Here is a 26652-nt window from a genome sequence, read left to right as displayed (position 1 = left end):
AGCAAGCCGACCATCTCGTCCCGCGCAGGTTTCTCCCCATCACGCCATTCACAAGGAGTCCGCCATGGCAACAATGAATCCCCATATCACCGAAAGACGCCACATCCCAGATCGTCGGGCCGGCGTCATGCACACCAGCGCGCAGCGCATGCACGCGCTGGACTGGATCGCCATGGTGTTGATGATCATCGGCGGCATCAACTGGGGCCTGGTCGGGATGATGAACATTGACCTGGTGGCCACGATCTTCGGCGAGATGACAACAGCATCGCGCGTGATCTATGCGTTAGTCGGGCTGTCGGCGCTGTACTCGATCTATACGCTGAGCAAGATGGCCGGGGACCGATATCCGCATTGATGCGGATGCCGGCCGCAACGCTAGTCCAGCGCTGATCGTTTAGCTGGCCTCCGCGCGCCGGGCCTGGAACGCGCGCCAGCCGCGCGCGCGCAAATCGCAGGCCGGGCACTGACCGCAGCCATGACCCCAGTCGTGCAGCGCGCCGCGCTCGCCGAGATAGCAAGTGTGGGTATCGACGCGGATCATCTCCACCAGCGCATCGCCGCCGAGCTCGCGCGCCATTTCCCAGGTTGCGGCCTTGTCGATCCACATCAGCGGCGTCTCGATGCGCATGTCGGTGGCCATGCCGAGATTGATCGATTGCTCAAGCGATTGCATCGTGTCGTTGCGGCAGTCGGGATAGCCCGAGTAATCGGTTTCGCACATGCCGCCCACCAGCACATCCAGGCCGCGCCGGTAAGCCAGTGTCGCTGCCACCATCATGAACAGCAGATTGCGGCCCGGCACGAAGGTGTTCGGCAAGCCGTTTTCCTGCATCGCGATCGCCATGTCCCTGGTCAGCGAGGTATCCGAGATCTGGCCCAGCAGCGACAGGTCGATCATGTGATCCTCGCCCAGTCGCGCATCCCATTGCGGCGCGATGCCGCGCAATGCGGCCAGCACCTGCGGCCGCACCTCGAGTTCCACCGCATGGCGCTGGCCGTAGTCGAAGCCGATGGTCTCGACGCGCTCGTATCGCGCCAGCGCCCAGGCGGCGCAGGTGGTGGAATCCTGGCCGCCGGAAAACAGCACCAGCGCGCCCTTGGTCTTTGCATCTTGTGTCGTCGTCATAGGTTCTTTCTTCGTGTTGCTCATGCCGGCGAAGGGCGCGCTATTTCAAGCGCACCTCGCGCAGCGTCTGTTCGATGTAGTCGCCGTCGCTGCGCTCTGAAAAGCGCAGCTTGATCGGATACCAGTTCAATCCCGGCGCCAGCCAGATGTCGACCTGCTGCTCCTTCGAATCCGGCGGCGGATTGCGCGTGACATGCCAGGCCATCGTCTCGCCATTCGGGCCGCGCAGCTTTTCCTGGCCTTCGACCTGGAAGGTCCACGGGTCGCCGTCGCGCTGGCCGATGACGAAGAACTGATAGCTCGCGCCGCTGCGAAATGCCGCCGGATTCGCGCGCGCCATGGCGATCAATTGCCAGATCACGCTGGTGCGGTCCTGTTCGCCGCCGTGGATCGGATAGCGCTTGTCCGACTCCTGGAACGAGATCGTCCCGGCCGCGCGGTCGAAGCTGACCGCAGTGGCATCCTTGCGAAAGCGCTTCTCGGCATAACGCACCGGCGCGAGTCCTTGCGCATCGATGCCGCCTTCGCTGGACTCTTCCAGCACCCGGCCGAGCAGCGCCGCGCGGGTGTCGATGCGCACCGCATAGCTGTTCGCATCATGGCGCCAGTTCAGACGCGCTTCGCCCCCCATGCTGATGCCGCTCTGCCTGGCCTTAACGCCGTATTCGAGTTCGGCCGATGGCGGCAGATTCGTCGCGGCCGCCGCGAAGGCGCCGGGCAGCAGTGCCGCGAGCAGCAATCCGATCAGGTGTTTTCGCATTGTTTTCCTTCCCTTTTCGAATCAGACCGGCGGCGCCAGCGGCGGCAAGGGCGTCACGCTGGAAGCCGACATGTCTAGATATTCGCCATTGGTTTCGGTCCAGCGCAGGCGCATCGGATACCAGTGGCGTTCCGGCGCGAGCCAGATGTCGAGCTTTTGTTCATACGAGCCGGGACGCGGAACGCGCACCACATGCCAGGCACGGATCCGGCCCGAGGCGGTGTCGATGTCTTCAAGTCCCTGCACCTTCATGCTCCAGGTTTCGCCGTCACGCACGCCGGCGACGAAGACATCGATCTGCGCGCCCGGCGCGAAACGCCCGGGTTCGCCCAGCCCGAGCGCGGCGAGCTGCCAGACGATGCTGGCGCGATCCTGCTCGCCGCCGTGGCGCGGATAGGTGACGGTCGACGAGGAAAAGCTGATCAGGCCTTCCTCGCGCCGGAAATGCGTTGCGGTCTCGGACCGGCGAAAGCGCTTCTCGGTATAGATCGTCGGCGCCACCCCATGTTCATCGACCATGCCGCGGCTGCCGAATTCCAGCAGCGTGAAAAACAGCACGCCGGCCTCGCCGCGCACTTCGTAGCCGGTGCCGCCGCTTCTCCAGGCGATCTTGCCGCTGCCGTACACGGTCTGGCCTTCGCGCAGCGCCTGCACCTCGTATTTCAGCTCGGCCGACGGCGGCATGCGGAATACCGGGGGCGGCGCTTCCGCTGCCTTCGGCGTTTCCGGCGCAACCGGCGCGCTTGGCGCTGGGGTCGCCGCCTGCGGCTTGGCGGCTTCGGCGGCGTCGCCTTGCGCCGGTGTCGCGGCGGTCTGTTCCGGCTGCGGCGCGATGTCGGCGGGGGCGGCGGCATCAATCGGCGGCGAGGGCGGAAGCACTGCAACCGGCGGTGCCGGCGGCCTTACTCGCGCCTGCCGGCGCGGTTTCGGCCGGGGCGGCGGCTTAGGCTGCGCCTTGGCTTGTGGCTTGGGAGGCGGCGGTGGCGCGATCGGCACGGCCGCGGGCGCGGACTTCAACTCGACCTGCACCGTCGGCGGCGCCTCGCTGCGCCAGCGCGGCAGGGACAAGCCGCCGCCCGCCCAGTCGATCGCCAGCAAATGCAGCAGCGCCGACAGCGCCAGCAATGCCAGGATGCGGGCGGCGGTCGGAATGCGGCGATGCGGGAAGGAGGACGAAGACGGTGATGCGGACATGGCGCTAGTGTAACCGCAGCATAGGCAGCGCAGACGGCGGCGGTTTTCCGACTGCATCAAGCATTGGCACTCGGCCGGCGGATCCGGCGCCGGACTTTTCTGCTAGGCTTGCCAAGCGATTAATGAACGGGAGACAAAGATGGCTGAATCGGGCATGGCGGGCATACCGGGTATCGGTGCGATGACCGACACTCTGGAATTCGTGAAGAATCTCTGGGGTGGAATGAAAGTGCCGGGCATGGCGATGCCCTCGCTGTCGGTGGACGACATCAACAAGCAGATCGCCGATCTGAAGGCAGTGGAAGCCTGGCTGAATGTGAACATGAACATGCTGCGCAGCACGATACAGGCGCTCGAGGTGCAGAGCGCCACGCTGGCAGCGCTGCAATCGATGAGCGCGAGCATGGCGGCGATGGTCCAGCCCGGAGCGGCCCGGCCCAACGGCCCGGCGCAGGACGGCAAGGCCGGAGCTGGCACAGCGGCGGCGACTGCGCCCTCGGCAGCTCCCTCGGCAGCTCCCTCCTTTGATTTCACCCCGCCGAACGCGGACAAGCCGGCGCCACCGGGAACCGGCGCTGGAACTTCGGCGGCCACTACAAGCTCCGCCGCGCCAACGCCGCCGCAGCCCGAAACCATGGGCATGAACAGCGCCGCCACCTTCGCCAATCCAGCCGCGTGGTGGAATCTGTTGCAGGACCAGTTCCGTCAGGCAGTCACGAGCGCGGTGGCTGCCGAGGCCAAGCCGCAGGCCGAGGTCGCGGCACCCGGCAATGCGGCCGGGAATGGCCCTGATGCGGCCAAGCCGAAATCCCGCGCCAAGCCAAAGACCTCGGCGCCGGCGCCGGCGCCGGCGAAAAAGCGCGCGACCAAATCCTGAACCGGCCCCTTCGCGGCGCAAGCACCGGTCGCAGCCCGTTCAGTGCTGGGCTGCGGGGGCCGGTGCGCCGATGCGCGACAGGATCGCGTTCAGGTTGTCGAGCTGGACCGGCTTGACCAGGTGGTAATCGAAGCCGGCTCGCTGCGAGCGTATCCGGTCCTGTTCCTGGCCGTAGCCGGTGAGCGCGATCAGCACGGCGCCGGCGGTGGCCGGCAGCGCGCGCAGCCGGCGCGCCAGTTCATAGCCGTCGATGTCGGGCAGGCCGATGTCCAGGAGGCATACCTGCGGCGTCTCGCGCTCGGTCCGTGCCAGCGCCGCGCCGGCGTCATACTCCACCGACACCGTGTAGCCCTGCAGCTCCAGCAGCTGCGCCAGGGTGTTGGCCGCATCCATGTTGTCGTCCACCAGCAGCACGTGCGGCCGCATGCGCGGCACATGCTCCTCCTCGGGTTCTTCCCTGGCTGGCGGCAGCACCGTGTCGCCGGCCAGCGGCAGGCGCACCGTGAATTCGCTGCCGCGCCCGGGTCCGGCGCTTGAGACGCTCACCCGGCCGCCATGCAATTCCACCAGGCTCTTGACCAGCGCCAGGCCCAGGCCGAGGCCGCCCTGTGCGCGGTCCGGCGAGCGCTCGGCCTGGGTGAACAGGTCGAACACATGCGGCAGCAGGTTCGGCTCGATGCCAATGCCGTTGTCGCGCACCGCGAGCACCGCGCCATCGCCGTCGCGCTGCGCATGGATGCCGATCTCGCCGCCGGGCGGCGTGTACTTGGCGGCATTGTTGAGCAGATTGGTGAAGACCTGGATCAGCCGGGTGCGGTCGCCCATCACCGGCGGCAGATTCGGCGGCAGCGTCAGCGTGAGCCGGTGGCCGCGTTCCTCGATCAGGGCGCGCACCTGCTCGACGGTGGCAGCAACGATATCCGGCAAGGCCAGCAGCTGCGGCTGCAGCCGGATCAGGCCGCGGGTCACCCGCGACACATCGAGCAGATCGTCGACCAGGCTGGTCATGTGCTCGACCTGCCGGCTGATGATCTCGCTGGTGCGCCGCAGCTGCGGATCCTTGGCCTGCGTGAGCTTGAGCAGATGCGCCGCGGTGGAAATCGGCGCCAGCGGATTGCGCAGCTCGTGCGCCAGCATCGCCAGGAATTCGTCCTTCCTGCGGTCGGCATCGCGCAGCGCATCCTCGGCGCGCTTGCGTTCGGTGATGTCGAGCGAAATGCCGCGGATCGCAATCGGCTGCCGGTTGGCGTCGCACAGCACCTTGCCGCGCGCTTCGATCCAGATCACCGCGCCGTCGTCCGGCCGGATCATGCGCAACGTGGCATCAAAGGCTCCCCGCGCAGCGATCGCTTCATCGACCTTGGCCATGATCCGCAGCCGGTCTTCCGGATGGATCGCGCCCCATTGCGGCGGCGCTTCGTCCGCTTCATGGCCGAACACGTCCATCGTGTTGTCGGAATAGCTGATGCGGTTGCTGCCGAGGTCCCAGTCCCACACCACCATGCGCGCCACTTCCATGCCTTCGCGCAGCCGCTCCTCGCTGTCGCGCACCGCTTCGTCGGCCAGGCGCCGCGCGGTGACGTCATAGCCTTCGATGAAGATGCCCGTCACCGAGCCATCCGCATCCAGCACCGGCTGGTAGATGAAATCCATGAAATGCTGCTCGGGCGGCGCATCCGGGCTCGGCTTCAGGCTCACCAGCGCATCCTGGCCGGAAAACGGCCGGCCGGTGGCATACACCTGGTCGAGCAGGGCGACGAAGCCCTGTTCAGCCAGTTCGGGCAGGGCTTCGGCGAAAGGCCGGCCGAGCAGTTCGCGCTGGCCGACGGTGCGGGTGAAAACCCGGTTGGCCAGTTCGAACACATGGCGCGGTCCGCGCATGACGGCCATGAAGCCCGGCGCCTGCTCGAACAGTTGGCGCAGCCGGTCGCTTTCGGCGACAAGCTGGCGCGCCAGCGCGGCTTCGGCATGGCGGCGCCGGCTTTCGGCATAACCGCGTTCCATCGCCAGCCAGATGCGCTCGGCCACATCCTCCGACAAGGCGACGTTTTCGCGGCGCCACATGCCCGGCTTTTCATGCGCCAGCATCAACAGACTGCGCAGCCGGCCGGACTTGACCAGCGGCACCAGCAGCAGCGCGCCGGCATGCAGCGCCTGGAAGGTGGACAGATACGGCCGGGTACAGGCATCGGTGGCGACATCGGCAAAGCACAGCGCATGGCCGCGCGCCAGCGCGTCGGCGGTCTCGATGCCGAAGTCGCGTATCGTCAGGTGCTCGGGCAGTGCCGGCGCGCGCCCGTCGGTCCAGTCGGCCAGGATGCGCAGCATCTGGCCATCATCCTCAACCTCGGCATAGGCCGCGCGCGACAGGTTCAGATGCTTGCCGAGCAACTCGGCGGCGGTGGCGGCGATATCACGCGGCTCGGCGAGCTCACGCATGCGGTCGGCCAGCTGCAGCCGGAAGCGCTGCCGGCGCTCGGACAGGACCTGCTGCGTGGTTTCGGTGCAGGCGCAGAACATGCCGGCAACCTTGCCCGATTCATCATGGATAGGGCTGTACGAGAAGGTGAAATAGGTTTCTTCCGGGTAACCGTAACGCTCCATGACGAGCATCAGGTTGTCGGCGAAGATCGCTTCGCCCGACATCGCGGTGCGCACCAGCGGCTCGATGTCGGACCAGATGTCGGCCCAGATGTCGGCGAACGGTCGCCCGACTTCGTCCCCATCCTTGCGGCCCATCACCGAGATATAGGCGTCGTTGTACAGGAAGGACAGGCCCGGCCCCCAGGCCAGGAACATCGGATAGCTGGAATTGAGCATGATGCCCACGGCGGTGCGCAGCGAGGACGGCCATTGCCGCGGCGGCCCGAGCGCCGTCGCCTCCCAGTTTTGCCGTCGCATGCGCTCGCGCATCACGCCGGCGCCGGCGAACAGGTCGAAGCCAGTTTCAGCGTTCAATTGCAAGCCTTTCGCGCATATCGCGGCTGTTGCCGGCGCGTCGAACGCATCACGGCCATGGCGTCGGCGCCACGTTCACATACTGGGCGCCGCCCTCTGACGGCGCCAGCGCTTCGCCGTCCGGATGACGCAGGCGCTGCACGATCGCATGCACGGCGCGGCGCGCATCATCCATGTCGGCGGGGGCGAGTGGACGGTCGCGGTCCGGCCAGTTGGAAACCGCCCACTGGACCAGGTCGGAAAAACGCTGCTCGAGATCGGTGGCGAACTGCTCGGTTTGCGGCTTGTCGGTCATGACGTCACCTGCTCGGAATATCGAAGAAGTCACAATTCTAATGCGACCGGTCATCGCCCGCCTTGGGCTTTCGACAAGCCTTGACCGCATCCGGAGAATCAGTGCTTTCCTACGCCGCATCCGCTTGCGCGCCGACAGTGCCGGGGCGCGGACGCGTTTTATGATGGCAAGTCTGAAAACATCAGCAGGAGGCCAGCATGAGCAAGCAGGATCGCGCCAGCGGCAAGGATGGCAAGGAGGGCAAGGATCGCGAATGGGTAAGCGAAACCGGGACGAAGATCACGCATGCGATGGATGGCAGCCAATTGCAGACCGTAGTCGACGAACAATTGTTCATCGAAACCGCGAAGGATGATCAGTTCGCCGAAATGCCGGGCGACCCGCGTTCGCAGCCGCGCCGGGCGCCGCCGGAGAAGGACAAGCCGGTTCCTGCCGGCGCCAGCACTTCCGACACCGAGCCGCCCGAGCGCGCCCGGGAAACGAGCGGCCCGGAGCGTGCGCCGGAGGAGCCGGTGGAAGGCATGGTGCTGGGCAACAGCGGCTTTCCATCGCGCGGTAACTGAAGCATCGTGGCAGCGCCGCATGGCGCTGCCGGCATTCCATGCGCACCGTATGGCGTGTTCCCGAGGAACATTTTCTTCGCCGCACGCGCTCCTGTTGCGCAATTTCCCTTTGCGTTTGCGCAAACCCCACTGCTCAGTTCGGTATTCGGACTTAGAATTCGAGACCCGCAGCTGCTGCTGCATATTTTTCCTCCTTCGAATACCTGATGAACCCGCCTCTACGCTCGCCAGCCATGCGCGAGCGCGTACTGAGCTTTGACTGGTCGCAGACCGCGCTTGGTCCCGTTTCGGCCTGGCCGGCGCCGTTGCGCCTGGCGGTCGACATCGTGCGCGATTCGCCGCTGGCCATGCTGCTGATCTGGGGCGCGGAACAGACACTGATCTTCAACGACCGTTTCGCCGACCTGGCCGGCCCGCGTGCAAAGGAGGCATTCGGCGCGCCCGCGGAGGCGGTTTGGCCGGAATTGTTGCAGGCGAGTGCGCAGGCCGAAGCGCCGTTGCCCGGTTGTCCCGGCTACCGGCTGCATGTCACCAATCTGGGGGACGGCGCCGGGCGGCTGGCACTGGCGCTACCGGATGCGGCAATGCAGACACAGGATGGCGCGCAAAGTGGTGGCGACAATCGCACCGTGCGCCGACTGCAGCAGGCGATCATCAGCGAGCGCCGCGCCGCCGATGCCGCGCGCCATGCGCTGGCCGATGAAACCGATTTCCTGCGCGGCCTGTTCGAACAGGCGCCCGGCTTCACCGCAGTGCTGCGCGGACCGCAGCATGTGTTCACGATGGCCAACGAGCGCTTTCTGGGCCTGGTCGGACAACGCGAGCTGATCGGCCTGCCGGTGCGCGAAGCGCTGCCGGAGCTGCTTGACCAGGACATCATTTCCCTGCTCGACGGCGTGTATGCCGGCGGGCAGCCGTATGTCGGCAAGGAAATGCAGATGCGCTTTCGCACCGCGCCGGGCGGGCGGCTGCAATCCTTCCTGCTCGATTTCGTGTACCAGCCGATCCGCGATGCCGCGGGCAGCGTCGCCGGCATTTTCGTGCAGGGCGCCGACGTGACCGAGAGCGCCGCCGCGGCCGAGCGGCTGCGCATTGCGCAGGAAGCCGGCGGCATCGGCAGTTTTGAATGGTTTCCCGATACCGACGAGTTGATCTGCTCGGATACCTATCGCGAACTCTGGGGTTTGCCCGAACAGGGGCTGATCAGCGGCGCAATGCTGGTGACGATGGTGCATCCGGACGACCGCAACGAAGTCGGCCCGGTCAAGCTGGCGCGCGATGTCAATCCGCTTGAATACGCGGAATACCGCATCAAGCGCGCCGACAATGGCCAGCAGCGCTGGCTGGCGCGGCGCGGCAAGGTGATCGAGCGCGGCAACGGGCGGCGCTATGTCGGCGTGGCCTTCGACATCACCGAGCGCAAGCGCATCGAGGAAGCGCTGCGCGAAAGCGAGGCGCGGCTGCAGGAATCGAGCGAATTCATCCGCCTGCTGCTCGATTCCACCGAGGAGGGATTCTTCTCGGTCGATCTGCGCGGCAAGCTCACGCTGTGCAACCGCGCCTTTCTGCGCATGCTCGGCTATGCGCAGCCGACCGATGTGCTGGGCCGGGATCTGCACGCGGTGCTGCGCCATTCACGCCCGGACGGCAATCCCGACGACGGCCTGGATGCGTCGATACGGCGCGCCGCCGAAGCCGGCGAATCGCTGATCGCCGATGACGAATGCTTTTACCGCGTCGATGGCAGCAGCTTTCCTGTCGAATACCGGGTGCATCCGGTGCGGCGCCACGGCGCGTTGCAGGGCGCGCTGTGCACCTTCACCGACATCGCCGCGCGCCGCCAGCATCTGGACGCGCTGCGCGATCTGAATGAGACCCTGGAGCAGCGCGTGGTCGAGGAAATCGGCCGCCGCGCCGATGCCGAAGCCGCGCTGCGCCAGGCGCAGAAGATGGAAGCCATCGGTCAGCTCACCGGCGGCGTGGCGCACGATTTCAACAATGTGCTGCAGGTCATCGGCGGCAATCTGCAATTGCTGCAGAGCCACCTGGCCGGCGACACCGCTGCGCAGAAGCGGCTCGATACCGCGGTCGCCGCCGTGCTGCGCGGCGCAAAGCTGTCTTCGCAACTGCTCGCCTTCGCGCGGCGCCAGCCGCTGCAGCCGGCGGTCATCAATCTCGGCCGGCTGGTGCAGAACATGGACGACCTGCTGCGCCGTGCGCTGGGCGAGGCGGTGCTGGTCGAGACCCGCATCGCCGACGATTTGTGGAACACCCTGGCCGACCCGGGGCAGATCGAGAACGTGATCCTGAACCTGGCCATCAATGCGCGCGACGCCATGGAAGGCTCGGGCCGGCTGACGCTGGAACTGTCGAATGCGACGCTGGCCGAATCGCGCGACGTCGCCGGCGAAATCGCGCCAGGGGGCGAATACGTGATGCTGGCCGTGGCCGACACCGGCTGCGGCATGTCGCCCACCGTGCTGGAAAAGGCGTTCGAACCCTTCTTCACCACCAAGCCGGAAGGCGAAGGCACCGGGCTCGGGCTGTCGATGGCCTACGGCTTCGTGCGCCAGAGCGGCGGCCATATCCGCATCTGGAGCAAGGTCGGCATCGGCACCACGATACGCATCTACCTGCCGCGCTCGCTGCAGCCGGAAACCGCGGCTTCCGAGGTCTTGTCCGGGCCGGTGGTCGGCGGCAATGAAACCATCCTCGTGGCCGAAGACGATCCGGATGTGCAGGCCACCGTGGTCGATACGCTGACCACGCTCGGCTACCGGGTGCTGAAGGCCGACGATGGCGAAAGCGCGCTGGTGATCCTGCGCAGCGGCATGCCGATCGACATGCTGTTTACCGATGTCGTCATGCCGGGCCCGGTGCGCAGCGTGGAGCTGGCGCGGCAGGCGCGGATGCTGATCCCGGACATCGCGGTGCTGTTCACCTCCGGCTATACCCAGGAAGCGATCATGCACGGCGGCCGCCTCGACGAGGGCGTGGAGCTGCTGTCCAAGCCGTATCGCCGCATCGACCTGGCGCGCAAGATCCGCCACATCTTCGCCAACCGGCAGCAGGTGACGCTGGCGCGCGCCGCGCAACAACCGACCCTGCGCGAAGCGGCGCCGGAGGCGGTGGCAAGCGAAGCGGCGGTGCCGGCATTGCGCGAAGAGCCGGCGCCGACAAAGGCTGCGGAAGGGGCGCTGCGCATTCTCGTGGTCGAGGACAACGAGGATGCGCGAGTGCTGGTCTGCGAGCTGCTGGGCGCGCTTGGCCATGCGGCCACCGGCGTGGGCCATGCCGAGGACGCGTTGACGCGCCTGGATGAAGGCGAATTCGATGTGCTGTTTACCGATGTGAACTTGCCCGGCATGTCCGGCGTGGAACTGGCGCGCAAGGCGGCGCGGCAGCGGCCGGGCATTGCGATCATCTTCGCTTCGGGTTATGGCGCCTCGGTCAGCAATCACCTCGAACTGCCGTCGCGGTCGCTGGCCAAGCCGTATGACATCGGGCAATTGAAGGCGGTGCTGGCGGAGGTTGCCGAGGAAATTACGCCGTAGGTTGGGCTGCCAAGCCCAACATCGAACGACTGTGAGCCGCGAGCATGCCGGGTTTGCGTAGGTTGGGCTGCCAAGCCCAACATCGAACTGCCGCGGGCCGCAAGCATGTTGGGCTTCCTTCGTCAGCCCAACCTACGCCTGCCGTTTTCCTTCCCCCGGCTCACCGCCCCGGCGCAGTCACATGCCGCAGCCGCTTCCACTGCCTGCGCAGCCCGCGCAGCTCCTGTTCGCTTCGCGCCGCCAGGTAGCCCGCGGCGATGCCGGCGCCCAGCGTCTGCGCCGGCTCGCGCTGCGCCAGCTCGCGCAGCAGTGCCTGCGCCACCGCCGCGTCGTTGAGCTGGCCCAGCGTATCCTGCAGCGCGGACAAGGCTTTCACATAGCGCCGCACTTCGCGCTGCGCATACAGCGAGCCAAGAAATTCCGTGGCGTAGCGCATGCGCTTGGCGGCGATGCGCAGGCGGTGACGCTCTTCGGCATCGGCTTGCGCGAGATGCCGGCCGCGCTTTTTCAGGCGGCGTCTGGCGCCGTCCAGCACGTCTGAAGCAAAGGGTTTGACCGCTGCACCAAGCCCGGCTTTCTGCTCGGGATGCGCATCGCGCTGCCAGCGCCGGCCATGGATCCATGCGGCCAGCCACAGCATCATCCGCGCATAGCGCACCGACGACACCGCTTCTGCCGCGCGCGCCCGATTGGCTTGCGCCACGCGCTGCGCTGCCAGCTGCAGCGCCGGCAGCTCGTCTTCCGATGCGCCATGCAGGCTGCTGGCGCGCAGGATGTCGGCCAGCGTGCTGTCGGCCAGCACTTCCCAGTCGCGCGAGGCGCCGAGTTCCGTGCCGAGCCAGGCGAATTCCTGCGCCAGTTCTGGCGGCAAGCTCGCCAGGTCGCGGTAGAGCTTCAGCAGCGAACGCAGCCGGCGCAGGCCGACGCGCATCTGGTGCACATGCTCGGGGTCGGCGCTCCTGACGATGCCGGCTTCGTTGCCCTGGATCTGCTCCAGGCAATTGGCAGCGATGGCGGCGAGCGCATCTTCGGCGCTCATGCCGGCATCGAGCCGCACCGCGCGCGCCTTCACCACCGGCGGCTCCTGCGGCGACAGCATCGCGTAACCGCGCTGCGCCTTGCTTTCATTGCAGATGCGCAGCGGAATATCACGCTGCAATTCGAGCGCGAAGTCGAACAGCGGCGCGGCATCGCCGGAGTCGGATTTGATTTCCAGCTCGATTTCGCTGATCGGCTCGCGCACGTCATTGCGTTCGAGTTCGCCGAGATCGAGCGCCAGTTCCACCATCTGTCCGCCGGGCAGGCGCAGTTGCCAGGCGGTGCGCTCGAAGCGGTTGGAAAACACGGGGATGAGCGCCGATTCCAGTTCCGGGTCGGCCAGACGCGCATGCCAGGGTGAATCGGGTCCAACGAGCTCGCGCAGCGCCGCCAGGTCCGGCGCGCCCGATGCCACCGGCGCTTCCCATTCATTGCGGCTGTGCAGCCCGCCTGACACGCCGCCGCCATCCTTCATGGTCTGCACCCAGCCGCTGTCGGTCTGGCGCACGCGCAGTCCGGCGCGGGGCTTCAGGAAAGTCAGGTCGGGGGTGTCGTAGTAGGTGGAAAACAGGGTCTGGCGCACCGGCTCGCCGACCGCGTACTTTGCAATCAGCGGATGCGCGCGCAGGGCTGGCGCATCCGCCGGGTCGATCTGCAGCTTGAGTTCGATTTCCATCGGCGCGTCCGTATCGGGAAAACGGCCAGTATAGCCATCCGTGCAAGTTGGACGTTGGCGGCCGTCAACCGATGCGAAACGGCGCTGCGGCCGATGGGATCGCTCATTGCTGCTGGGCGAGCGCCTTTTCGATCGCGGTGACGAGCTTGCTGTCGTCCGGCGTGACCCGGGACGGATAGTTGGCAATGACCTTGCCATCGCGGCCGATCAGGTACTTGTGAAAATTCCAGGCCGGCGGCTGGCCGGTTGTCCTGGTGAGATCGGCGAACAGCGGATTGGCATCCTTGCCGAGGACCGAGGTCTTGGCGAACATCGGGAATTTCACGCCATAGGTGTTGAAGCAGAAGTCGGCGATCTGCTTGCTGTCGCCGGGCTCCTTGTCGCCGAAGTCGTTCGACGGAAAGCCCAGCACCACCAGGCCCTGGTCCTTGTACTTGCCATACAGCGCTTCCAGGCCTTCGTATTGCGGCGTGTAGCGGCATTTGCTGGCAGTGTTCACCACCAGCACGACCTTGCCGGCGTACTGGCACAGGTTCTGCGGCGCATCGTCCTGCAGGCGCTTGAACTGCTGGTTGAGCACTGCCGGGCACGAGGCTTCGGCGAAGGCCGGCGCCGCCGCGGGCAGCGCCAGGAAGAGGGCTAAGGCAAGTCGGGAAAGCGGGCGGTGGCGCATGGCACGGCTCCTGTAGGGACGATGGGCCCGGCATTCTATGCCGCGTTCTCGCAGAAGCTCAAGACGCATTCCTGCGCATTTCTTTGAGCCACGCAGAATGCAGGGAAGATCACTCCTGAAGCCGCGCCATAACGACGATCCATCATTGTTAAAAGCTAAAAATGGCGCTTGACTGGAGAGGCATCTATGTCTCCTATTGACCGCAATCCATGCCCTTTCGTGAGAATTCCGGGTTTTACCTGCTAAAATCAAAGGCTTATCCAAATCCACACGAAGGCTTTCAATGCTGTACCCAGAATTGTTTAAATCGCTCGAGCAGGTGCGCTGGAGCATGGACAAGGACATTCCATGGGATCGTTTCGATGGCAGCCTGCTGACCGACGAGCAGGCAAAGACCATCAAGATGAATGCGATCACCGAGTGGTCGGCGTTGCCGGCAACGGAGATGTTCCTGCGTGACAACCGTTCCGACAGTGACTTCTGCGCCTTCATGTCGGTCTGGTTCTTCGAAGAACAGAAACACTCGCTGGTGCTGATGGAATATCTGCGCCGCTTCCGCCCGGACCTGGCGCCGACCGAAGAAGAACTGCACAACGTGCGCTTCGAATTCGATCCGGCGCCGCCGCTGGAAACGCTGATGATGCATTTTTGCGGCGAAATCCGCCTGAATCACTGGTACCGCCGCGCCTCGGAATGGCATACCGAACCGGTGATCCGCGACATCTACAAGACCATCAGCCACGACGAAGCCCGCCACGGCGGCGCCTATCTACGCTACATGAAACGCGCGCTGGCTCAGCATGGCGACGTGGCGCGTGTGGCATTCGCGAAGATCGGCGTGCTGATGGCTTCGGCGCGCCGCACCGAAAAGCCGCTGCATCCGACCAATCTGCATGTGAACCAGGCGCTGTTCCCGAACGACACTGTGCAAAGCCGTCTGCCGGACCCGGAATGGCTGGAAGCCTGGCTCGATGACCAGATCCGCTTCGATGCCGAATGGGAAAAGAAGGTGGTCGACCGCATTCTGCACAATCTGTCGCTGCTGTTCGATCGGCCGCTCACCACAGTGCAGGAGCTGAACCGCTATCGCAAGGAAGTCGTGACCAACATGGCGGCCGAGTCAGCGCCGCAGGAAGCCTGATGCGCGCGGCGCCGGATTTCGAACGCAAGCTCTGTTCCCGCGAAGAACTGGCGCAGCGCATCGCGCACTTGCCCAAGCCCGTGGTGCTGACCAATGGCGTGTTCGACATCCTGCACCGCGGCCATGTGAGCTATCTCGCCGAGGCGCGCGCCCTTGGCGCCTCCCTGGTCGTCGCCGTCAATACCGATGCCTCGGTCAAGCGTCTCGGCAAGGGGGACGACCGGCCGCTCAATGCCTGCGAAGACCGCATGGCCCTGCTGGCGGCGCTGGAATCGGTGTCGCTGGTGGTGGCTTTCGACGAGGACACCGCGCTCGAAACCGTGCAGATCGCCCGCCCGGACATTTATGTGAAGGGCGGCGATTACGACATGGCATCGATCCCGGAAGGGCAAGCGGTGCTGGCAGCCGGCGGCCGCGCGGTCGCCATCGATTTCCAGCACGACCGCTCCACCACCAAGCTGCTGAAGCGGATCAGGGCCTCCTGATCCCTTCGATCAACGCGAATCAGGCCTGCGCCGGAATGCGCAGCATCTGGCCCGGATAAATCTTGTCTGGGCTGGTCAGCATCGGCCGATTCGCTTCGAAGATGGTGTTGTACTTGTTGGCGTCGCCGTACATTTCCTTCGAAATCTTCGACAGCGTGTCGCCGCTCTTGACCGTGTAGAACTTTGCTTCCTGCGCCGGCTGCGCCACGCTCAGCTGATCGTCCACCTGCGCCACCGAATGGATGTTGCCGCAGGCAAGCAGCACCTTTTCCTTCGTCGCCTGATCCTGCGCCTGGCCTGATACCGTCGCGGTGGCGCTGGCCCCGTCGTAAGTCACCTTCAGATCGTTGACCGGCAGGTTCTGAGTCTTGATGTAGTTCAGGATGGCATTGGCCGCGGTCTCGTTCAGCGAGGCCACTTCGGCGCCGCTGGGCGCGGCAGCCGGCGATGGCGCGGCGCCGGAGGCTGCCGGTGCGGCGTTCTGGCCGGTGTGAAACAGTTTCTCGCCGGCTTCCTTGACAAAGGACAGAATTCCCATGGTGCACTCCTTGCAGTCATTGTTGAGCCGTCAAGGGTAGCCGCGGTGGGGCAAGTCATCTGTGCGATTTCGCACATACAGGCGAATCAGCTTGCGCCATGGGTAACTTGGGCTGCAAGCTCATGCGCTTGTCGTACCGTTGGGCTGCGTAGGTTGGGCTGCCAAGCCCAACATGAAGCCCGAGCCCGTGCGGACTTCCGTTGGGCTTTCAGCCCAACCTACGCGGATTCCGGCCTCGGGAAAAACGCGACATAGGTCGCATAGAACGAGCAGTACATCGCCACCGTCAGGATGACCGACAGCGGAATCAGCACGATCATCATCAGCGAGGTCGATTGCGTCACCGCTCCCAGCACCGAGGAAAACAGCAGCGGCAGCATTACGCCCATCAGCATCCAGCCCAGTCCGTAGATCAGGAAGGCGCCCTTGGCCCGCAGCACGGCGAAGAAGCTGTAGAACAGCGCCTTGAAGATGCCCATTTCCTGCCAGGTCACCAGTGGCGCCGCGTACCAGAACGCCATTGCCGCCGGCGTATAGATCGTCGCGGCGGCAAGCATTGCCAGGGGCAGGCGCAGCCCCGGCATGTTTTCCGGATCGACCTTGCCGGATCCGGTCATGATGTCGAGCAGCGCGCCACCGTCGATGAGCACCGACACGCCGATGGCCAGCGCCGCTGCCAGCACGTACAGCGCGCCGAGCTTGACCAGGTTGCCGAAGGCCTTCGAGCGGAATCCGTATAGCAGCAGGCTGGGCAGCACGCGCTTGCGCTTTTCGACCAGCACGCAGGCCTGCATGAAGGCCATCGAAAACACCGGGATCAGCAGCAGCGGCAGCAATTGCCCGGCGACGGGTATGAAGCTCAGCGCCAGCATCAGGAACAGGTAGGACAGGAACAGCGTGCACAATTCGGCCGGCTGCCGGCGCAGGAGGGTGAAGCCGTCGCGCACCCATTGCCATCCGGCGCTTGCGGGAAGGGTATCCATGCTCAGACCAGTGGCGGTATCGGCTGCGCGATGCGCTCGCGCAGGATGCGCTCGAAGTGCGCGGGATCGTGCGGCGTGAGCATTTCCGCGTCGCGCGGCAGATGCAGGTCGTACAGCCGCGACAGCCAGAAGCGCAGCGCGCCGGCCCGCAGCATCGTGCGCCAGCCCTGCGCTTCCTCATCGGTGAAGGGCCGCACCGCGTGATACGCGGCCAGGAGCGCGCGCACCCGCTCGACATCGAGCGTGCCGTCCGGTTCGTTCACGCACCAGTCGTTGACCGTGACCGCGACATCGAACAGCCAGGTATCGACGCCGGCGAAATAGAAATCGAAGAAGCCGGTCAGGCGTTCGCCATCGAACATCACATTGTTGCGGAACAGGTCGGCATGCACCGGGCCGCTGGGCAGGCGGGCATAGGCCGGGCTGGCTGCATAGTCTTCCTGGAAGGCCAGTTCCTCGCGCAGCAGCGCCTGTTCCGCCGGCGGCAGAAAGGGCATCACCACCGGCGCGGTTTCGCGCCACCATTCCAGGCCGCGCAGATTCGGCTGGCGCAGCGCATAGTCCTGCGCGGCGAGATGGAGTTTCGCCAGCATCGCGCCGACCTCGGCGCAGTGGCGCGGCTTCGGCGCCATCTGGCATGCGCCTTCAAGCTTGGTCACCAGCGCGGCCGGCTTGCCGTGCATGGCCGTCAGCAGTTCGCCGCTGCGGTTGGCGATCGGTTGCGGCACCAGCACGCCGCGCTCGGCGACATGGCGCATCAGATTCAGATAGAAGGGCAACTGCGCGAAGCTCAGCTTCTCGAACACCGTCAGCACATATTCATTGCGCTCGGTAGTGACGAAGAAATTGCTGTTTTCGATGCCCGAGGAAATGCCCTTGACGGCAAGCACCTTGCCGATGTCGTACTGGTCGGCCCACAGGGCGAGGTCGTCGATGTCGACCGGGGTGAAAACAGCCATGAGATTCGTATCGTTGGAGTGCGGGGAAAGGGTCGGCCTGTGTGGCGTTACTTGGCGATCGGCGCAGCGGCGGCGCCCGATGCCGCCGGCGCTGCCGGCGCGCCGGGCTGGGCCGCGGCTTCGGCTTCTTCCTCGTTCTTCGGCTTGGGCACCGGGAAACGCTTGATCGTGAATTGCGCCGCGCGGTTGCGATTGCTTTCGGCGTCGCCCGGCAATGCGCTGCCCGGCTGCTCGTTCGGCCGCACCGTGTAGCTGCTCGACGGCGTATGCACTTCGACCTCGGTCACGCGACCCTGCTTGCGATGTTCGATGATTTCCTCGCGGCGCTGGCCGCCGGGAATCGTCACGGCCGGCGCTTCGCCTTCTTCCAGCGGCATGGTTTGCGGCGGCGGCGGCGCCTGCACCTTCGCGGGCGCCTGCTGTTGCGCCAGGGCCGCAAGCGGCATGAGGGAAGCGAAGGCGAATGCTGTCAGGGTGTGCTTGGTGCGCATGAACGAGGTCGGCAGTCGGGTTGAGCGCGCCGGCGGGCAGGATCGCGGGGGCGGTGCGCAAGGGCCCACATTGTAGCAAACCGGATGCGCGAACCCGGGGCTTGCGGCCCCGAAAGTCAGAGCAGGGCGCGGCGTTCGCTCAGCTCTTCCTCGGACGGCATCGGCTGCGCTTCATAGAACGCGAAGATCGCATTGACCACGTTCGCCGGCTCGTCGATCAGTTGCACCAGGTCCAGGTCTTCGGCGGCGATCATGCCGTCGGCGAGCAACTGCGTTTTGAACCAATCGATCAGCCCGCTCCAGAAGGCGGTGCCGACCAGGATTACCGGAATGCGCCGCGTCTTGCCGGTCTGAATCAGCACCAGCACTTCGGTCAGTTCGTCGAGCGTGCCGAAGCCGCCGGGCAGCACCACGTAGGCATCGGCATGCCTGACGAAGGCGACCTTGCGCGCGAAGAAGTGACGGAAGGACAGCGAAATGTTTTGCCAGGTGTTGCGCGCCTGTTCGCGCGGCAGCTCGATGTTCAGGCCCACCGATGGCGAGGCGCCTTCGAAGCCGCCCCGGTTGGCCGCTTCCATGATGCCCGGGCCGCCGCCCGAGACCACCGCGAAGCCTTCGTCGGAGAGCCGGCGCGCGATATCCACCGCCGCGGCATACCAGGGATGATCCGGCTTGATGCGCGCCGAACCGAAGATGGAAACCGCCGGTCGCAGCTCGGAGAGCCGTTCGGCCGACTCCACAAACTCTGCCATAATCGTGAACATTTGCCATGACTCGCTGGCCTTCTGCGACGTGGCGCGCGCCATGTCCTTCACCTGTCTCAGCTGCGGCACAACTTTTCTATCCCTGTCCATATGAACGAAACCCTGTTGTTGGTGGATGGCTCGAGCTATCTGTACCGGGCATTCCATGCGATGCCGGACCTGCGCAATGCGCAAGGCGCGCCGACCGGCGCGATCTACGGGATGATCAACATGCTGCGCCGGCTGCGCAACGACTACCCGGCAGCTTACATTGCCTGCGTCTTCGATGCGAAGGGCAAGACCTTCCGCGACGAGATGTACCCGGAGTACAAGGCCAACCGCGCCTCGATGCCCGAAGACCTGGGCCGGCAGATCGAGCCTATCCATGAAGCGGTGCGCGCGATGGGCTGGCCGATACTCGCGGTCGAGGGCATCGAGGCCGACGACGTGATCGGCACGCTCGCCGTCGAAGCGGCCAAGCATGGCATGAAGGTCGTGGTCTCCACCGGCGACAAGGACCTGGCGCAACTGGTCAACGACCATGTCACGCTGGTCAACACGATGAGCAACGAGACGCTGGACCGCGCCGGCGTGATCGAGAAGTTCGGCGTGCCGCCGGAGCGCATCGTCGATTACCTGTCCCTCGTCGGCGACACGGTCGACAATGTGCCGGGCGTCGCCAAGGTCGGACCGAAGACCGCGGTGAAATGGCTTGCGCAATACGACTCGCTCGATGGCGTGATGCAGAACGCCGAGCGCATCAGCGGCGCGGTTGGCAACAACCTGCGCGAAGCGCTGGACTGGCTGCCGAAGGCGCGCGAGCTGGTGACGGTGAAGACCGATTGCGACCTGGCCGCGCACATGGCGCAGTTTCCCAAGGACCTGGAGCACAAGCCCGAAGACAGGCACGCGTTGCTGGACTTCTTCAAGCGCTATGGTTTCCGCACCTGGCTGCGCGAACTGAGCGAAGAACTCGGCGTTGAGGCGGGCGGGAAGGGCAACGCGAACGACGAGGGTGCAGGCGCAGGCGATGCCGCCACGCCGGCCAAGCCTGCGGCGCCGCAGAGCGTCGAGTATGAAACCGTGACCACCGACGCGCAGCTCGACAAATGGCTCGCGATCATCGACGCCGCCACGCTCACCGCGCTAGATACCGAAACCACCTCGCTGGACCCGATGACGGCGCAGCTGGTCGGCATCTCCTTGTCTTGCGAGCCCGGCATTGCGTGCTACATCCCGGTGGCGCACAGCTACCAGGACGCGCCGGAGCAACTGTCACGCGAGCATGTGCTGGAACGCATGCGGCCCTGGCTCGAAGCCGAAGACAAGCCCAAACTGGGCCAGAACATGAAGTACGACGCGCACATCTTCGCCAATCACGGCATTACGCTGGGCGGCGTGCTGCACGACACGCTGCTTGAATCCTATGTATTCGAGTCGCATCGCAACCATGACATGGACAATCTCGCGCTGCGCCACCTCGATCGCAAGACCATCACCTTCCATGAGGTCTGCGGCAAGGGCGCCTCGCAGATTTGCTTCGACCAGGTCGCGCTCGACCGTGCCACCGAATACGCGGCCGAGGATGCCGACGTCACGCTGCAGCTGCACCATGCGATGTGGCCCAACATCGAGCCCAGTGACAAGCTGCGCTATGTGTATGAAGCCATCGAGATGCCGACCTCGAAGGTACTGCTGCGCATCGAACGCAATGGCGTGCTGATCGATGCCGATCTGCTGGCCGCGCAATCGAACGAGCTCGGGCGGCGCATGCTCGAGATCGAGCGCGAAGCCTATGACCTCGCCGGCCAGCCGTTCAATCTCAATTCACCGAAGCAGATCGGCGAGATCCTGTTTGACCGACTGCAGCTGCCAGTGGTGAAGAAGACGCCGTCCGGCACGCCGTCCACCGACGAGGAAGTGCTGCAGAAGCTGGCCGAGGACTATCCGCTGCCGAAGGCGTTGCTGGACTATCGCGGCATGTCGAAGCTGAAGTCCACCTACACCGACAAGCTGCCGAAGATGGTCAATTCCGCTACCGGCCGGGTGCATACCAACTATGCGCAGGCGGTCGCGGTGACCGGGCGGCTGGCATCGAACGAGCCGAATCTGCAGAACATCCCGATTCGCACCGCCGAAGGCCGGCGCATCCGCGAAGCCTTCATCGCGCCGAAAGGTAGCGTGATCATGTCGGCCGACTATTCGCAGATCGAGCTGCGCATCATGGCGCATCTGTCCGGCGATGAAGCGATGCTGCGCGCTTTCGCCGAGGGCGAGGACATTCATCGCGCCACCGCCGCCGAGATCTTCAGCGTCAAGCCGGCCGAGGTCGGCGGCGAGCAGCGCCGCTATGCGAAGGTCATCAACTTCGGCCTGATCTATGGCATGAGCGCCTTCGGCCTGGCATCCAACCTCGGCATCGAGCGCGCCGCCGCGCAGATGTACATCGACAAGTATTTCCAGCGCTTTGCCGGCGTGCGCCGCTTCATGGATGAAACCCGCGTGCTGGCCAAGCGCGACGGCTATGTCGAAACCGTGTTCGGCCGCCGCCTGTGGCTGCCCGAAATCAATTCGCCGAACGGCCCGCGCCGCCAGGGGGCCGAGCGCGCCGCGATCAATGCGCCGATGCAGGGTACCGCGGCCGACCTGATCAAGCTGTCGATGATCGCGGTGGAACGGTGGCTCGACGATGAGGGCTTGGCATCGAAGATGGTGATGCAGGTGCACGATGAACTGGTGCTGGAAGTGCCGGAGAGCGAGCTCGAGCTGGTGAAGCGGCGCGTACCGGAACTGATGGCCGGCGTGGCGACGCTGAAGGTGCCGCTGCTGGCCGAAGTGGGTGTCGGGCCGAACTGGGACAAGGCGCATTGAGCTTGGAGCAGGCGCAAACGGGGCGCAGCCGTTTGCGCCTATGATGGCGCGCGTTACCGTTTGTGAATGGAAACATCGATCCGTAGGGTGGGCGCAGCCCACGCGTTGATCGAACACGCGTGGGCTGCGCCCACCCTACGGGCTTGCGGAAATGACCCGTAATGCCATTCCCTCGAACCCGGAGCCCCGCATGCAAAGCATCAAACAGGAAATCGACAGCCTCGTTCCTCCCACGTCCTTCTCCGACGGCCTCGTGCGCCGCGACTTTCTGAAAGCCGCGCTCGGCGCCGGCATTGCCGCGGCAGCCTTGCCGGCGCGCTCGGCCACCATGATCGCCACCGATGCCAATGGCCTGACCGCGGGCACCGTCAGCATCCCGGCCGGCGACCGCGACATCCCCGCCTATCTGGCGCAGCCCGAAGGCAAGACCGGTCTGCCGGTAATCCTGGTGGTGTCCGAGATCTTTGGCGTGCATCACTACATCGCCGACGTCGCACGCCGCTTTGCCAAGGCGGGCTACCTGGCGCTGGCGCCGGATTTGTTCGTGCGCCAGGGCGATCCGAATGCCTATGCCAGTGTCGGTGAATTGGTGAAGAACCTGATCGCCAAGGTGCCCGATGCGCAGGTGATGAAGGACCTCGATGCCTGCGCCGCCTGGGCCGGCACGCATGGCGGCGATGCGAATCGACTCGGCATCAACGGCTTCTGCTGGGGCGGGCGCATCGTCTGGCTGTATGCCGCGCACAATCCGAAGCTCAAGGCCGGCGTGTCCTGGTACGGCCGGCTGGTCAATGACAAGACGCCGGCCACGCCGACCGAGCCGCTGGACCTGGTCGCTGACATCAAGGCGCCGGTGCTGGGCCTGTACGGCGTGCGCGACGCCGGCATACCGGTGGCGACGGTGGAGGACATGCGCCTGAAGCTGCAGCGCGCCGGCAAGGAATCGGACTTCGTCATCTACCCGGACGCCGGCCACGGCTTTCATGCGGACTACCGGCCGGGCTATGTGAAGGAGGATGCGGAGGATGGCTGGAAGCGGGCGCTGGAGTGGTTCGGCAAACATGGCGTTGGCTGATCGCGCCGGTTCGGGGCCGCTTCGGACAAGGCGATGACGCGGCATGACCGGCTCCTGAAAAAGTGAGCGAGCAACTATCCATATAGAATCCGGTACGAGTTCCATCCGCGTCGCGTGCAGCGGTATTGCCGCTGCCAATTTGTAAAAACCGCTGCTGCCATGCTTTAATCCGCTGTTGTTTCACGCCGAGGTTCAAAATTCATTCCACCCTGCTATCGATCCTGCTGGCAACCGCGATTGCCGGCGTCATCAGCATTTCCGCGGCCGCGGTATTTTCGTTTTCGCTGCTGTCGAGAGTGGTGGAACGCATGGTCAGCCTGTCGGTCGGTATCCTGCTGTCGACTTCGCTGCTGCATGCGCTGCCCGAAGCCTTCGAATCCGGCGCTGATCCGCGCACGCTGTTCGGCGCCCTTCTGGCCGGGCTGCTCGGTTTCTTTCTGCTGGAAAAGATGGCGATTCTGCGGCACTCGCATCATTACGAAGGCGACGGTCATGGTCATGAGCATGGCCATGACAAGCATGAGGCCGGTAAGGCAGGCTGGATGATCCTGGTCGGCGACGGTCTGCATAACTTCACCGACGGCATCCTGATCGCCGCGGCTTTTCTTGCCAATCCGCAGCTCGGCATCGTCACTGGCCTGGCCATCATCGCGCACGAGATTCCGCAGGAAATTGGCGACTTCATCGTGCTGCTCAACGCCGGCCTGTCGCGCACCCGCGCCTATGTCTACAACCTGATTTGCAGTTTGATGGCGGTGGTGGGCGGCGTGCTCGGCTATTTCACGCTCGAGCGCGGCATGCAGTGGATACCGTATGTGCTGGTATTTGCCTCATCCGGCTTCATCTACATCGCCGTCAGCGATCTGATGCCGCAAATGCAGCGCCGCGCGACGGTGCGCGAGACGATACCGCAGGTGGTATTGATCGCGCTCGGCGTAGGGCTGGTACTGTTTCTCACCGCGCACGAGCGCGCGCACGGCCATTGATCAATCGCCGGCAGCCACGGGCCGCGCCGGGTCCGCGCACCATTCGCTCCACGACCCCGGATACAGCGCCGCGCCCGGCAGGCCGGCCACTTCCAGCGCCAGCAGATTGTGGCAGGCGGTCACGCCCGAGCCGCATTGCATCACCGCGCCTTCCATCGAAGGCAGCAGCGCGCTCCATTCACTGCGCAATTGATCGGCCGGCTTGAAGCGGCCATCGGCCTGCAGATTATTCTTGAAGAAACGGTTGGCCGCGCCGGGAATGTGGCCGCCGACCGGGTCCAGGGTTTCGTTCTCGCCGCGGAAGCGGTCGGGGGCGCGCGCGTCGACCAGCTTCAGTCCGCCATGCAGGATGTCTTTCGCGCCCACCGTCGATACCAGCGCCGGCCTGCGTTCGATGTTCCCCGACGGCCGCTTCACTTCTTCGGTCGACAGCGGCAAACCCGCCGCCTGCCAGGCCGGCAGCCCGCCGTCCAGCACCGCCACCGCCTCGTGCCCAACCCAGCGCAGCATCCACCACAGCCGCGCGGCGAACATGCCGCCGTGCGCGTCATAGGCCACGACCTGGCTGTCGGCATTCACGCCCCAGCGCCGCAGCGTGGCGACGAAGGCGTCGATCTCGGGAAGCGGATGCCGACCGCGAAAGCTGCCATCGGGCGCAGGGCTCAGATCGGCGAGATCGGTATCCAGATGCGCGAATTGCGCACCCGGGATATGACCGGCATGAAACGCGGCGCGGCCCGCATCGGGATTGGCCAGGTCATGGCGGCAGTCGAGCAGGATCCAGCGCGGATCCTGCAGATGCGACGCGAGCTCGTCCGCGACAATCAGCGTGGTGCAAGGCATGGCGGCTTCCTTTCCTGTGGGCGTTACAACGCGATCTGCGACCGGTACCACTCGTGGAAATGCTGCATGCCGTCTTCCATCGGTGACTGGTACGGTCCGACTTCATTGACGCCGCGATCCACCAAGATGCGGCGGCCCGCATCCATGCGCAGCGCGATTTCGTCATCCTCGACGCAGGTTTCCGTGTAGGCGGCGCGCTCGGCGTCGACGAAGTCGCGCTCGAACAGCACAATCTCTTCCGGGTAATAGAACTCCACCACGTTGACCGTCTTCTGCGGGCCCTTCGGCCACAGCGTCGACACCACCAGCACATGCGGATACCACTCGACCATGATGTTCGGATACAGCGTGAGCCAGATCGCGCCATACGGCGGCGCTTCGCCGTTGCGGAACTTGAGCACCTGTTCCTGCCATTTGCGATAGGCCGGCGTGCCGGACTTTTTCAAAGCGGCGTTCACGCCCACGGTCTGCACGCTGTAGCCCGCGCCGAATTCCCATTTCAGGTCCGAGCAGGTGACGAAGCTGCCCAGGCCCGGGTGGAAGGGCTCGACGTGGTAATCCTCGAGATAGACCTCGATGAAGGTCTTCCAGTTGTAGTCGCATTCATGGACTTCGACGTGGTCCAGCATGTAGCCGCTGAAGTCCAGGTCCTTCGTGACCGAGAGCTTCGCCATCAGGCCCGCGACATCGACGCCATTGCGCTCGAACAGCAGGCCGTTCCAGTTCTGCAGCGGCGTTTTCGACAGGTTCAGGCAGGGCGTTTCGCCGAAATGCGGCGCGCCGATCAGTTCTCCCTTCAGGTCGTAAGTCCAGCGGTGCAGCGGGCAGACGATGCTCTTCGCATTGCCGCGGCCGGTATACATCTTTGCCTGCCGGTGGCGGCAGACGTTGGAAACGAGTTCGATGCCGCCGGCATTACGCACCAGCATGCGGCCTTCGTTTTCCCAGGCGAGCGTTGCATAGTCGCCCGCCTCGGGCACCATCAATTCGTGGCCGACATAGCGCGGCCCTTTATTGAACAGCTCGGAAATTTCTTTTTTCAGCAGTGCATCGTCGAAGTAGACGTTGACCGGAAGTTGCGCGTCGGAACGCGCCAGCTTGGCGAGATTAGCCAGATCGGACATCCCTACCCCCCAAATTAATTTTCACCAACCTAAGAGAGAAAGAATCCGCAAACACCTGATTTCAAACGAGATGAAGAGGGAATTTTTGGACGAGGGGCGGATTATACCCGAGGAGCGGTTTTTGTCTGCCTTGTTGGGTCAGACTGATAGGATGGGGAAGGTTCCGGGGCCTTGAATGAGGGCGCACACGGTTTGCGGGGCGGAAGGCGGCGCCGGCGCAGTTATACAAGTGCTGCGCCAGCGGGATGAACACTCAGGAACGGAAGGGCGGGTCAAGGTGGCGAGCGGCGTATTCGGCTTTCATGCAATTTATTTCAAGTCGGCACTCTCTATATAGCCTTGCAATATCGGAATTCTCATTAAATCCCATCTTCAACAAGCCTCTTGCAGTGGTGTGGACTGACTCGTACTCTGCGTCCAAGTCTGCCTTTTCATATTTCTTGAGTTTTGCCGCGTACGCGGCGGCGTCAAATCCTGCAGAGATGAGATCGAGGTTTTCGTCTGAAAGAATGGCGTTTTGCGATTCGGTATCGGCTACTCCAGGTTTGCTCATGACGGGATCTCCATTTAGAGCCTATTCCAGTAGGGATAAGAATTGAAGTAATGCTTGTCCAAGCCAGTGTTTTTGATGGAGGACATCATGGGCATGGTCAAGCAGGACGACGGATGGCGCTTGCCGGATGAATTATGGGAACA

General features: G+C 64.7%; 24 protein-coding genes. 9 read left to right on the top strand and 15 right to left on the bottom strand.

Annotated features, from left to right (window positions below; genetic code table 11):
• Positions 1-64 precede the first annotated feature (64 nt).
• Positions 65-358: a DUF378 domain-containing protein gene (locus tag JJB74_RS18080; protein ID WP_200594091.1), complete on the top strand. Its 294-nt coding sequence runs from the start codon at positions 65-67 to the stop codon at positions 356-358.
• A 39-nt stretch (positions 359-397) separates the two neighbouring features.
• Here the strand turns inward: JJB74_RS18080 and queC are convergent, their stop codons facing one another.
• The 3 genes from queC to JJB74_RS18065 are packed head-to-tail and all read right to left on the bottom strand — an operon-like array spanning position 398 to position 3083.
• Positions 398-1129, bottom strand: coding sequence for a 7-cyano-7-deazaguanine synthase QueC (gene queC / locus JJB74_RS18075; protein ID WP_200594090.1), 732 nt, complete (start codon positions 1127-1129; stop codon positions 398-400).
• A gap of 40 nt (positions 1130-1169) precedes the next feature.
• The gene (locus JJB74_RS18070) at positions 1170-1889 is read right to left on the bottom strand and encodes a DUF3108 domain-containing protein (RefSeq protein ID WP_200594089.1); all 720 of its coding nucleotides are present in this window, start codon (positions 1887-1889) and stop codon (positions 1170-1172) included.
• Positions 1890-1910: 21 nt separating this feature from the next.
• On the bottom strand, positions 1911-3083 hold the full coding sequence (locus JJB74_RS18065; RefSeq protein ID WP_200594088.1) for a DUF3108 domain-containing protein: 1173 nt from the start codon (positions 3081-3083) through the stop codon (positions 1911-1913).
• 139 nt (positions 3084-3222) lie between these two features.
• Here JJB74_RS18065 and JJB74_RS18060 point away from each other — a divergent pair, with 139 nt between their 5' ends.
• Positions 3223-3960, top strand: coding sequence for a PhaM family polyhydroxyalkanoate granule multifunctional regulatory protein (locus JJB74_RS18060; RefSeq protein WP_234484275.1), 738 nt, complete (start codon positions 3223-3225; stop codon positions 3958-3960).
• Positions 3961-3999: 39 nt separating this feature from the next.
• Here JJB74_RS18060 and JJB74_RS18055 read toward each other — a convergent pair whose 3' ends face one another.
• Together JJB74_RS18055 and JJB74_RS18050 are read right to left on the bottom strand one after the other, a co-directional pair.
• The gene (locus tag JJB74_RS18055; RefSeq protein ID WP_200594087.1) at positions 4000-6918 is read right to left on the bottom strand and encodes an ATP-binding protein; all 2919 of its coding nucleotides are present in this window, start codon (positions 6916-6918) and stop codon (positions 4000-4002) included.
• Between the two features lie 49 nt (positions 6919-6967).
• Positions 6968-7213 (bottom strand): hypothetical protein, encoded by a 246-nt coding sequence (locus tag JJB74_RS18050; RefSeq protein ID WP_200594086.1) that lies wholly within the window; start codon positions 7211-7213, stop codon positions 6968-6970.
• A 197-nt stretch (positions 7214-7410) separates the two neighbouring features.
• Between JJB74_RS18050 and JJB74_RS18045 the strand changes: the two genes are divergently transcribed.
• Together JJB74_RS18045 and JJB74_RS18040 are read left to right on the top strand one after the other, a co-directional pair.
• Complete coding sequence (locus tag JJB74_RS18045; protein ID WP_200594085.1) at positions 7411-7776, top strand: hypothetical protein; 366 nt, start codon at positions 7411-7413, stop codon at positions 7774-7776.
• Positions 7777-7982: 206 nt separating this feature from the next.
• Complete coding sequence (locus JJB74_RS18040; RefSeq protein ID WP_200594083.1) at positions 7983-11330, top strand: hybrid sensor histidine kinase/response regulator; 3348 nt, start codon at positions 7983-7985, stop codon at positions 11328-11330.
• Between the two features lie 160 nt (positions 11331-11490).
• Here the strand turns inward: JJB74_RS18040 and JJB74_RS18035 are convergent, their stop codons facing one another.
• Positions 11491-13044, bottom strand: a complete 1554-nt coding sequence (locus JJB74_RS18035; RefSeq protein WP_200594081.1) for a CYTH and CHAD domain-containing protein — start codon at positions 13042-13044, stop codon at positions 11491-11493.
• Positions 13045-13147: 103 nt separating this feature from the next.
• Positions 13148-13717 carry a glutathione peroxidase gene (locus JJB74_RS18030; RefSeq protein WP_200594079.1) on the bottom strand — a complete coding sequence of 190 codons (570 nt, stop codon included), beginning with the start codon at positions 13715-13717 and terminating at the stop codon, positions 13148-13150.
• 283 nt (positions 13718-14000) lie between these two features.
• On the opposite strand from JJB74_RS18030, the gene JJB74_RS18025 reads away from it, so the two are divergent.
• A complete protein-coding gene (locus tag JJB74_RS18025) occupies positions 14001-14858 on the top strand; it encodes a ferritin family protein (RefSeq protein ID WP_200594077.1) in 858 nt (285 codons plus the stop codon).
• Complete coding sequence (gene rfaE2, locus JJB74_RS18020; protein WP_200594075.1) at positions 14858-15343, top strand: D-glycero-beta-D-manno-heptose 1-phosphate adenylyltransferase; 486 nt, start codon at positions 14858-14860, stop codon at positions 15341-15343. Before JJB74_RS18025 ends, rfaE2 begins: the two co-directional genes overlap by 1 nt.
• 19 nt (positions 15344-15362) lie before the next feature.
• On the opposite strand, the gene lysM is transcribed toward rfaE2, so the two are convergent.
• From lysM to JJB74_RS17995, 5 genes are all read right to left on the bottom strand, one after another.
• Complete coding sequence (gene lysM / locus JJB74_RS18015) at positions 15363-15881, bottom strand: peptidoglycan-binding protein LysM (protein ID WP_200594073.1); 519 nt, start codon at positions 15879-15881, stop codon at positions 15363-15365.
• 218 nt (positions 15882-16099) lie between these two features.
• Positions 16100-16864, bottom strand: a complete 765-nt coding sequence (locus tag JJB74_RS18010) for a BPSS1780 family membrane protein (RefSeq protein WP_200594071.1) — start codon at positions 16862-16864, stop codon at positions 16100-16102.
• Positions 16865-16866: 2 nt separating this feature from the next.
• Positions 16867-17823 carry a homoserine kinase gene (locus JJB74_RS18005; protein ID WP_200594069.1) on the bottom strand — a complete coding sequence of 319 codons (957 nt, stop codon included), beginning with the start codon at positions 17821-17823 and terminating at the stop codon, positions 16867-16869.
• A gap of 47 nt (positions 17824-17870) precedes the next feature.
• Positions 17871-18314, bottom strand: coding sequence for a DUF2782 domain-containing protein (locus JJB74_RS18000; RefSeq protein WP_200594067.1), 444 nt, complete (start codon positions 18312-18314; stop codon positions 17871-17873).
• 116 nt (positions 18315-18430) lie between these two features.
• Positions 18431-19168 (bottom strand): LOG family protein, encoded by a 738-nt coding sequence (locus JJB74_RS17995; protein ID WP_200594064.1) that lies wholly within the window; start codon positions 19166-19168, stop codon positions 18431-18433.
• On the opposite strand from JJB74_RS17995, the gene polA reads away from it, so the two are divergent.
• The 3 genes from polA (at position 19169) to JJB74_RS17980 (ending at position 23989) form a co-directional block, all read left to right on the top strand.
• Positions 19169-21928: a DNA polymerase I gene (gene polA, locus JJB74_RS17990; protein ID WP_200594062.1), complete on the top strand. Its 2760-nt coding sequence runs from the start codon at positions 19169-19171 to the stop codon at positions 21926-21928. It abuts the gene before it with no gap.
• Positions 21929-22118: 190 nt separating this feature from the next.
• Positions 22119-23003 (top strand): dienelactone hydrolase family protein, encoded by an 885-nt coding sequence (locus JJB74_RS17985; RefSeq protein ID WP_200594060.1) that lies wholly within the window; start codon positions 22119-22121, stop codon positions 23001-23003.
• Between the two features lie 308 nt (positions 23004-23311).
• A complete protein-coding gene (locus JJB74_RS17980; protein ID WP_234484274.1) occupies positions 23312-23989 on the top strand; it encodes a ZIP family metal transporter in 678 nt (225 codons plus the stop codon).
• On the opposite strand, the gene JJB74_RS17975 is transcribed toward JJB74_RS17980, so the two are convergent.
• The 3 genes from JJB74_RS17975 to JJB74_RS17965 all read right to left on the bottom strand — a co-directional run bounded on the left by JJB74_RS17975 (position 23990) and on the right by JJB74_RS17965 (position 26509).
• Positions 23990-24832 carry a sulfurtransferase gene (locus JJB74_RS17975; protein WP_200594058.1) on the bottom strand — a complete coding sequence of 281 codons (843 nt, stop codon included), beginning with the start codon at positions 24830-24832 and terminating at the stop codon, positions 23990-23992. It lies immediately after the preceding gene.
• Between the two features lie 23 nt (positions 24833-24855).
• A complete protein-coding gene (locus tag JJB74_RS17970; protein WP_200594056.1) occupies positions 24856-25956 on the bottom strand; it encodes an aromatic ring-hydroxylating oxygenase subunit alpha in 1101 nt (366 codons plus the stop codon).
• Between the two features lie 253 nt (positions 25957-26209).
• Positions 26210-26509, bottom strand: coding sequence for a hypothetical protein (locus JJB74_RS17965; protein ID WP_200594054.1), 300 nt, complete (start codon positions 26507-26509; stop codon positions 26210-26212).
• Positions 26510-26652: the final 143 nt, after the last annotated feature.

Origin of the sequence: Noviherbaspirillum pedocola (genome assembly GCF_016632335.1) — a bacterium.
Classification (GTDB): Bacteria; Pseudomonadota; Gammaproteobacteria; order Burkholderiales; family Burkholderiaceae_D; genus Noviherbaspirillum_A; species Noviherbaspirillum_A pedocola.
This window is presented reverse-complemented; position numbering and strand designations above follow the sequence as displayed.

Excerpts from the sequence above, each read along its gene's own strand:
- JJB74_RS18080 (WP_200594091.1), top strand. The coding sequence starts at position 65 with ATGGCAACAATGAATCCCCATATCACCGAAAGACGCCACATCCCAGAT.
- queC (WP_200594090.1), bottom strand. The coding sequence starts at position 1,129 with ATGACGACGACACAAGATGCAAAGACCAAGGGCGCGCTGGTGCTGTTT.
- JJB74_RS18070 (WP_200594089.1), bottom strand. The coding sequence starts at position 1,889 with ATGCGAAAACACCTGATCGGATTGCTGCTCGCGGCACTGCTGCCCGGC.
- JJB74_RS18065 (WP_200594088.1), bottom strand. The coding sequence starts at position 3,083 with ATGTCCGCATCACCGTCTTCGTCCTCCTTCCCGCATCGCCGCATTCCG.
- JJB74_RS18060 (WP_234484275.1), top strand. The coding sequence starts at position 3,223 with ATGGCTGAATCGGGCATGGCGGGCATACCGGGTATCGGTGCGATGACC.
- JJB74_RS18050 (WP_200594086.1), bottom strand. The coding sequence starts at position 7,213 with ATGACCGACAAGCCGCAAACCGAGCAGTTCGCCACCGATCTCGAGCAG.
- JJB74_RS18045 (WP_200594085.1), top strand. The coding sequence starts at position 7,411 with ATGAGCAAGCAGGATCGCGCCAGCGGCAAGGATGGCAAGGAGGGCAAG.
- JJB74_RS18040 (WP_200594083.1), top strand. The coding sequence starts at position 7,983 with ATGAACCCGCCTCTACGCTCGCCAGCCATGCGCGAGCGCGTACTGAGC.
- JJB74_RS18035 (WP_200594081.1), bottom strand. The coding sequence starts at position 13,044 with ATGGAAATCGAACTCAAGCTGCAGATCGACCCGGCGGATGCGCCAGCC.
- JJB74_RS18030 (WP_200594079.1), bottom strand. The coding sequence starts at position 13,717 with ATGCGCCACCGCCCGCTTTCCCGACTTGCCTTAGCCCTCTTCCTGGCG.
- JJB74_RS18025 (WP_200594077.1), top strand. The coding sequence starts at position 14,001 with ATGCTGTACCCAGAATTGTTTAAATCGCTCGAGCAGGTGCGCTGGAGC.
- rfaE2 (WP_200594075.1), top strand. The coding sequence starts at position 14,858 with ATGCGCGCGGCGCCGGATTTCGAACGCAAGCTCTGTTCCCGCGAAGAA.
- lysM (WP_200594073.1), bottom strand. The coding sequence starts at position 15,881 with ATGGGAATTCTGTCCTTTGTCAAGGAAGCCGGCGAGAAACTGTTTCAC.
- JJB74_RS18010 (WP_200594071.1), bottom strand. The coding sequence starts at position 16,864 with ATGGATACCCTTCCCGCAAGCGCCGGATGGCAATGGGTGCGCGACGGC.
- JJB74_RS18005 (WP_200594069.1), bottom strand. The coding sequence starts at position 17,823 with ATGGCTGTTTTCACCCCGGTCGACATCGACGACCTCGCCCTGTGGGCC.
- JJB74_RS18000 (WP_200594067.1), bottom strand. The coding sequence starts at position 18,314 with ATGCGCACCAAGCACACCCTGACAGCATTCGCCTTCGCTTCCCTCATG.
- JJB74_RS17995 (WP_200594064.1), bottom strand. The coding sequence starts at position 19,168 with ATGGACAGGGATAGAAAAGTTGTGCCGCAGCTGAGACAGGTGAAGGAC.
- polA (WP_200594062.1), top strand. The coding sequence starts at position 19,169 with ATGAACGAAACCCTGTTGTTGGTGGATGGCTCGAGCTATCTGTACCGG.
- JJB74_RS17985 (WP_200594060.1), top strand. The coding sequence starts at position 22,119 with ATGCAAAGCATCAAACAGGAAATCGACAGCCTCGTTCCTCCCACGTCC.
- JJB74_RS17980 (WP_234484274.1), top strand. The coding sequence starts at position 23,312 with ATGGTCAGCCTGTCGGTCGGTATCCTGCTGTCGACTTCGCTGCTGCAT.
- JJB74_RS17975 (WP_200594058.1), bottom strand. The coding sequence starts at position 24,832 with ATGCCTTGCACCACGCTGATTGTCGCGGACGAGCTCGCGTCGCATCTG.
- JJB74_RS17970 (WP_200594056.1), bottom strand. The coding sequence starts at position 25,956 with ATGTCCGATCTGGCTAATCTCGCCAAGCTGGCGCGTTCCGACGCGCAA.
- JJB74_RS17965 (WP_200594054.1), bottom strand. The coding sequence starts at position 26,509 with ATGAGCAAACCTGGAGTAGCCGATACCGAATCGCAAAACGCCATTCTT.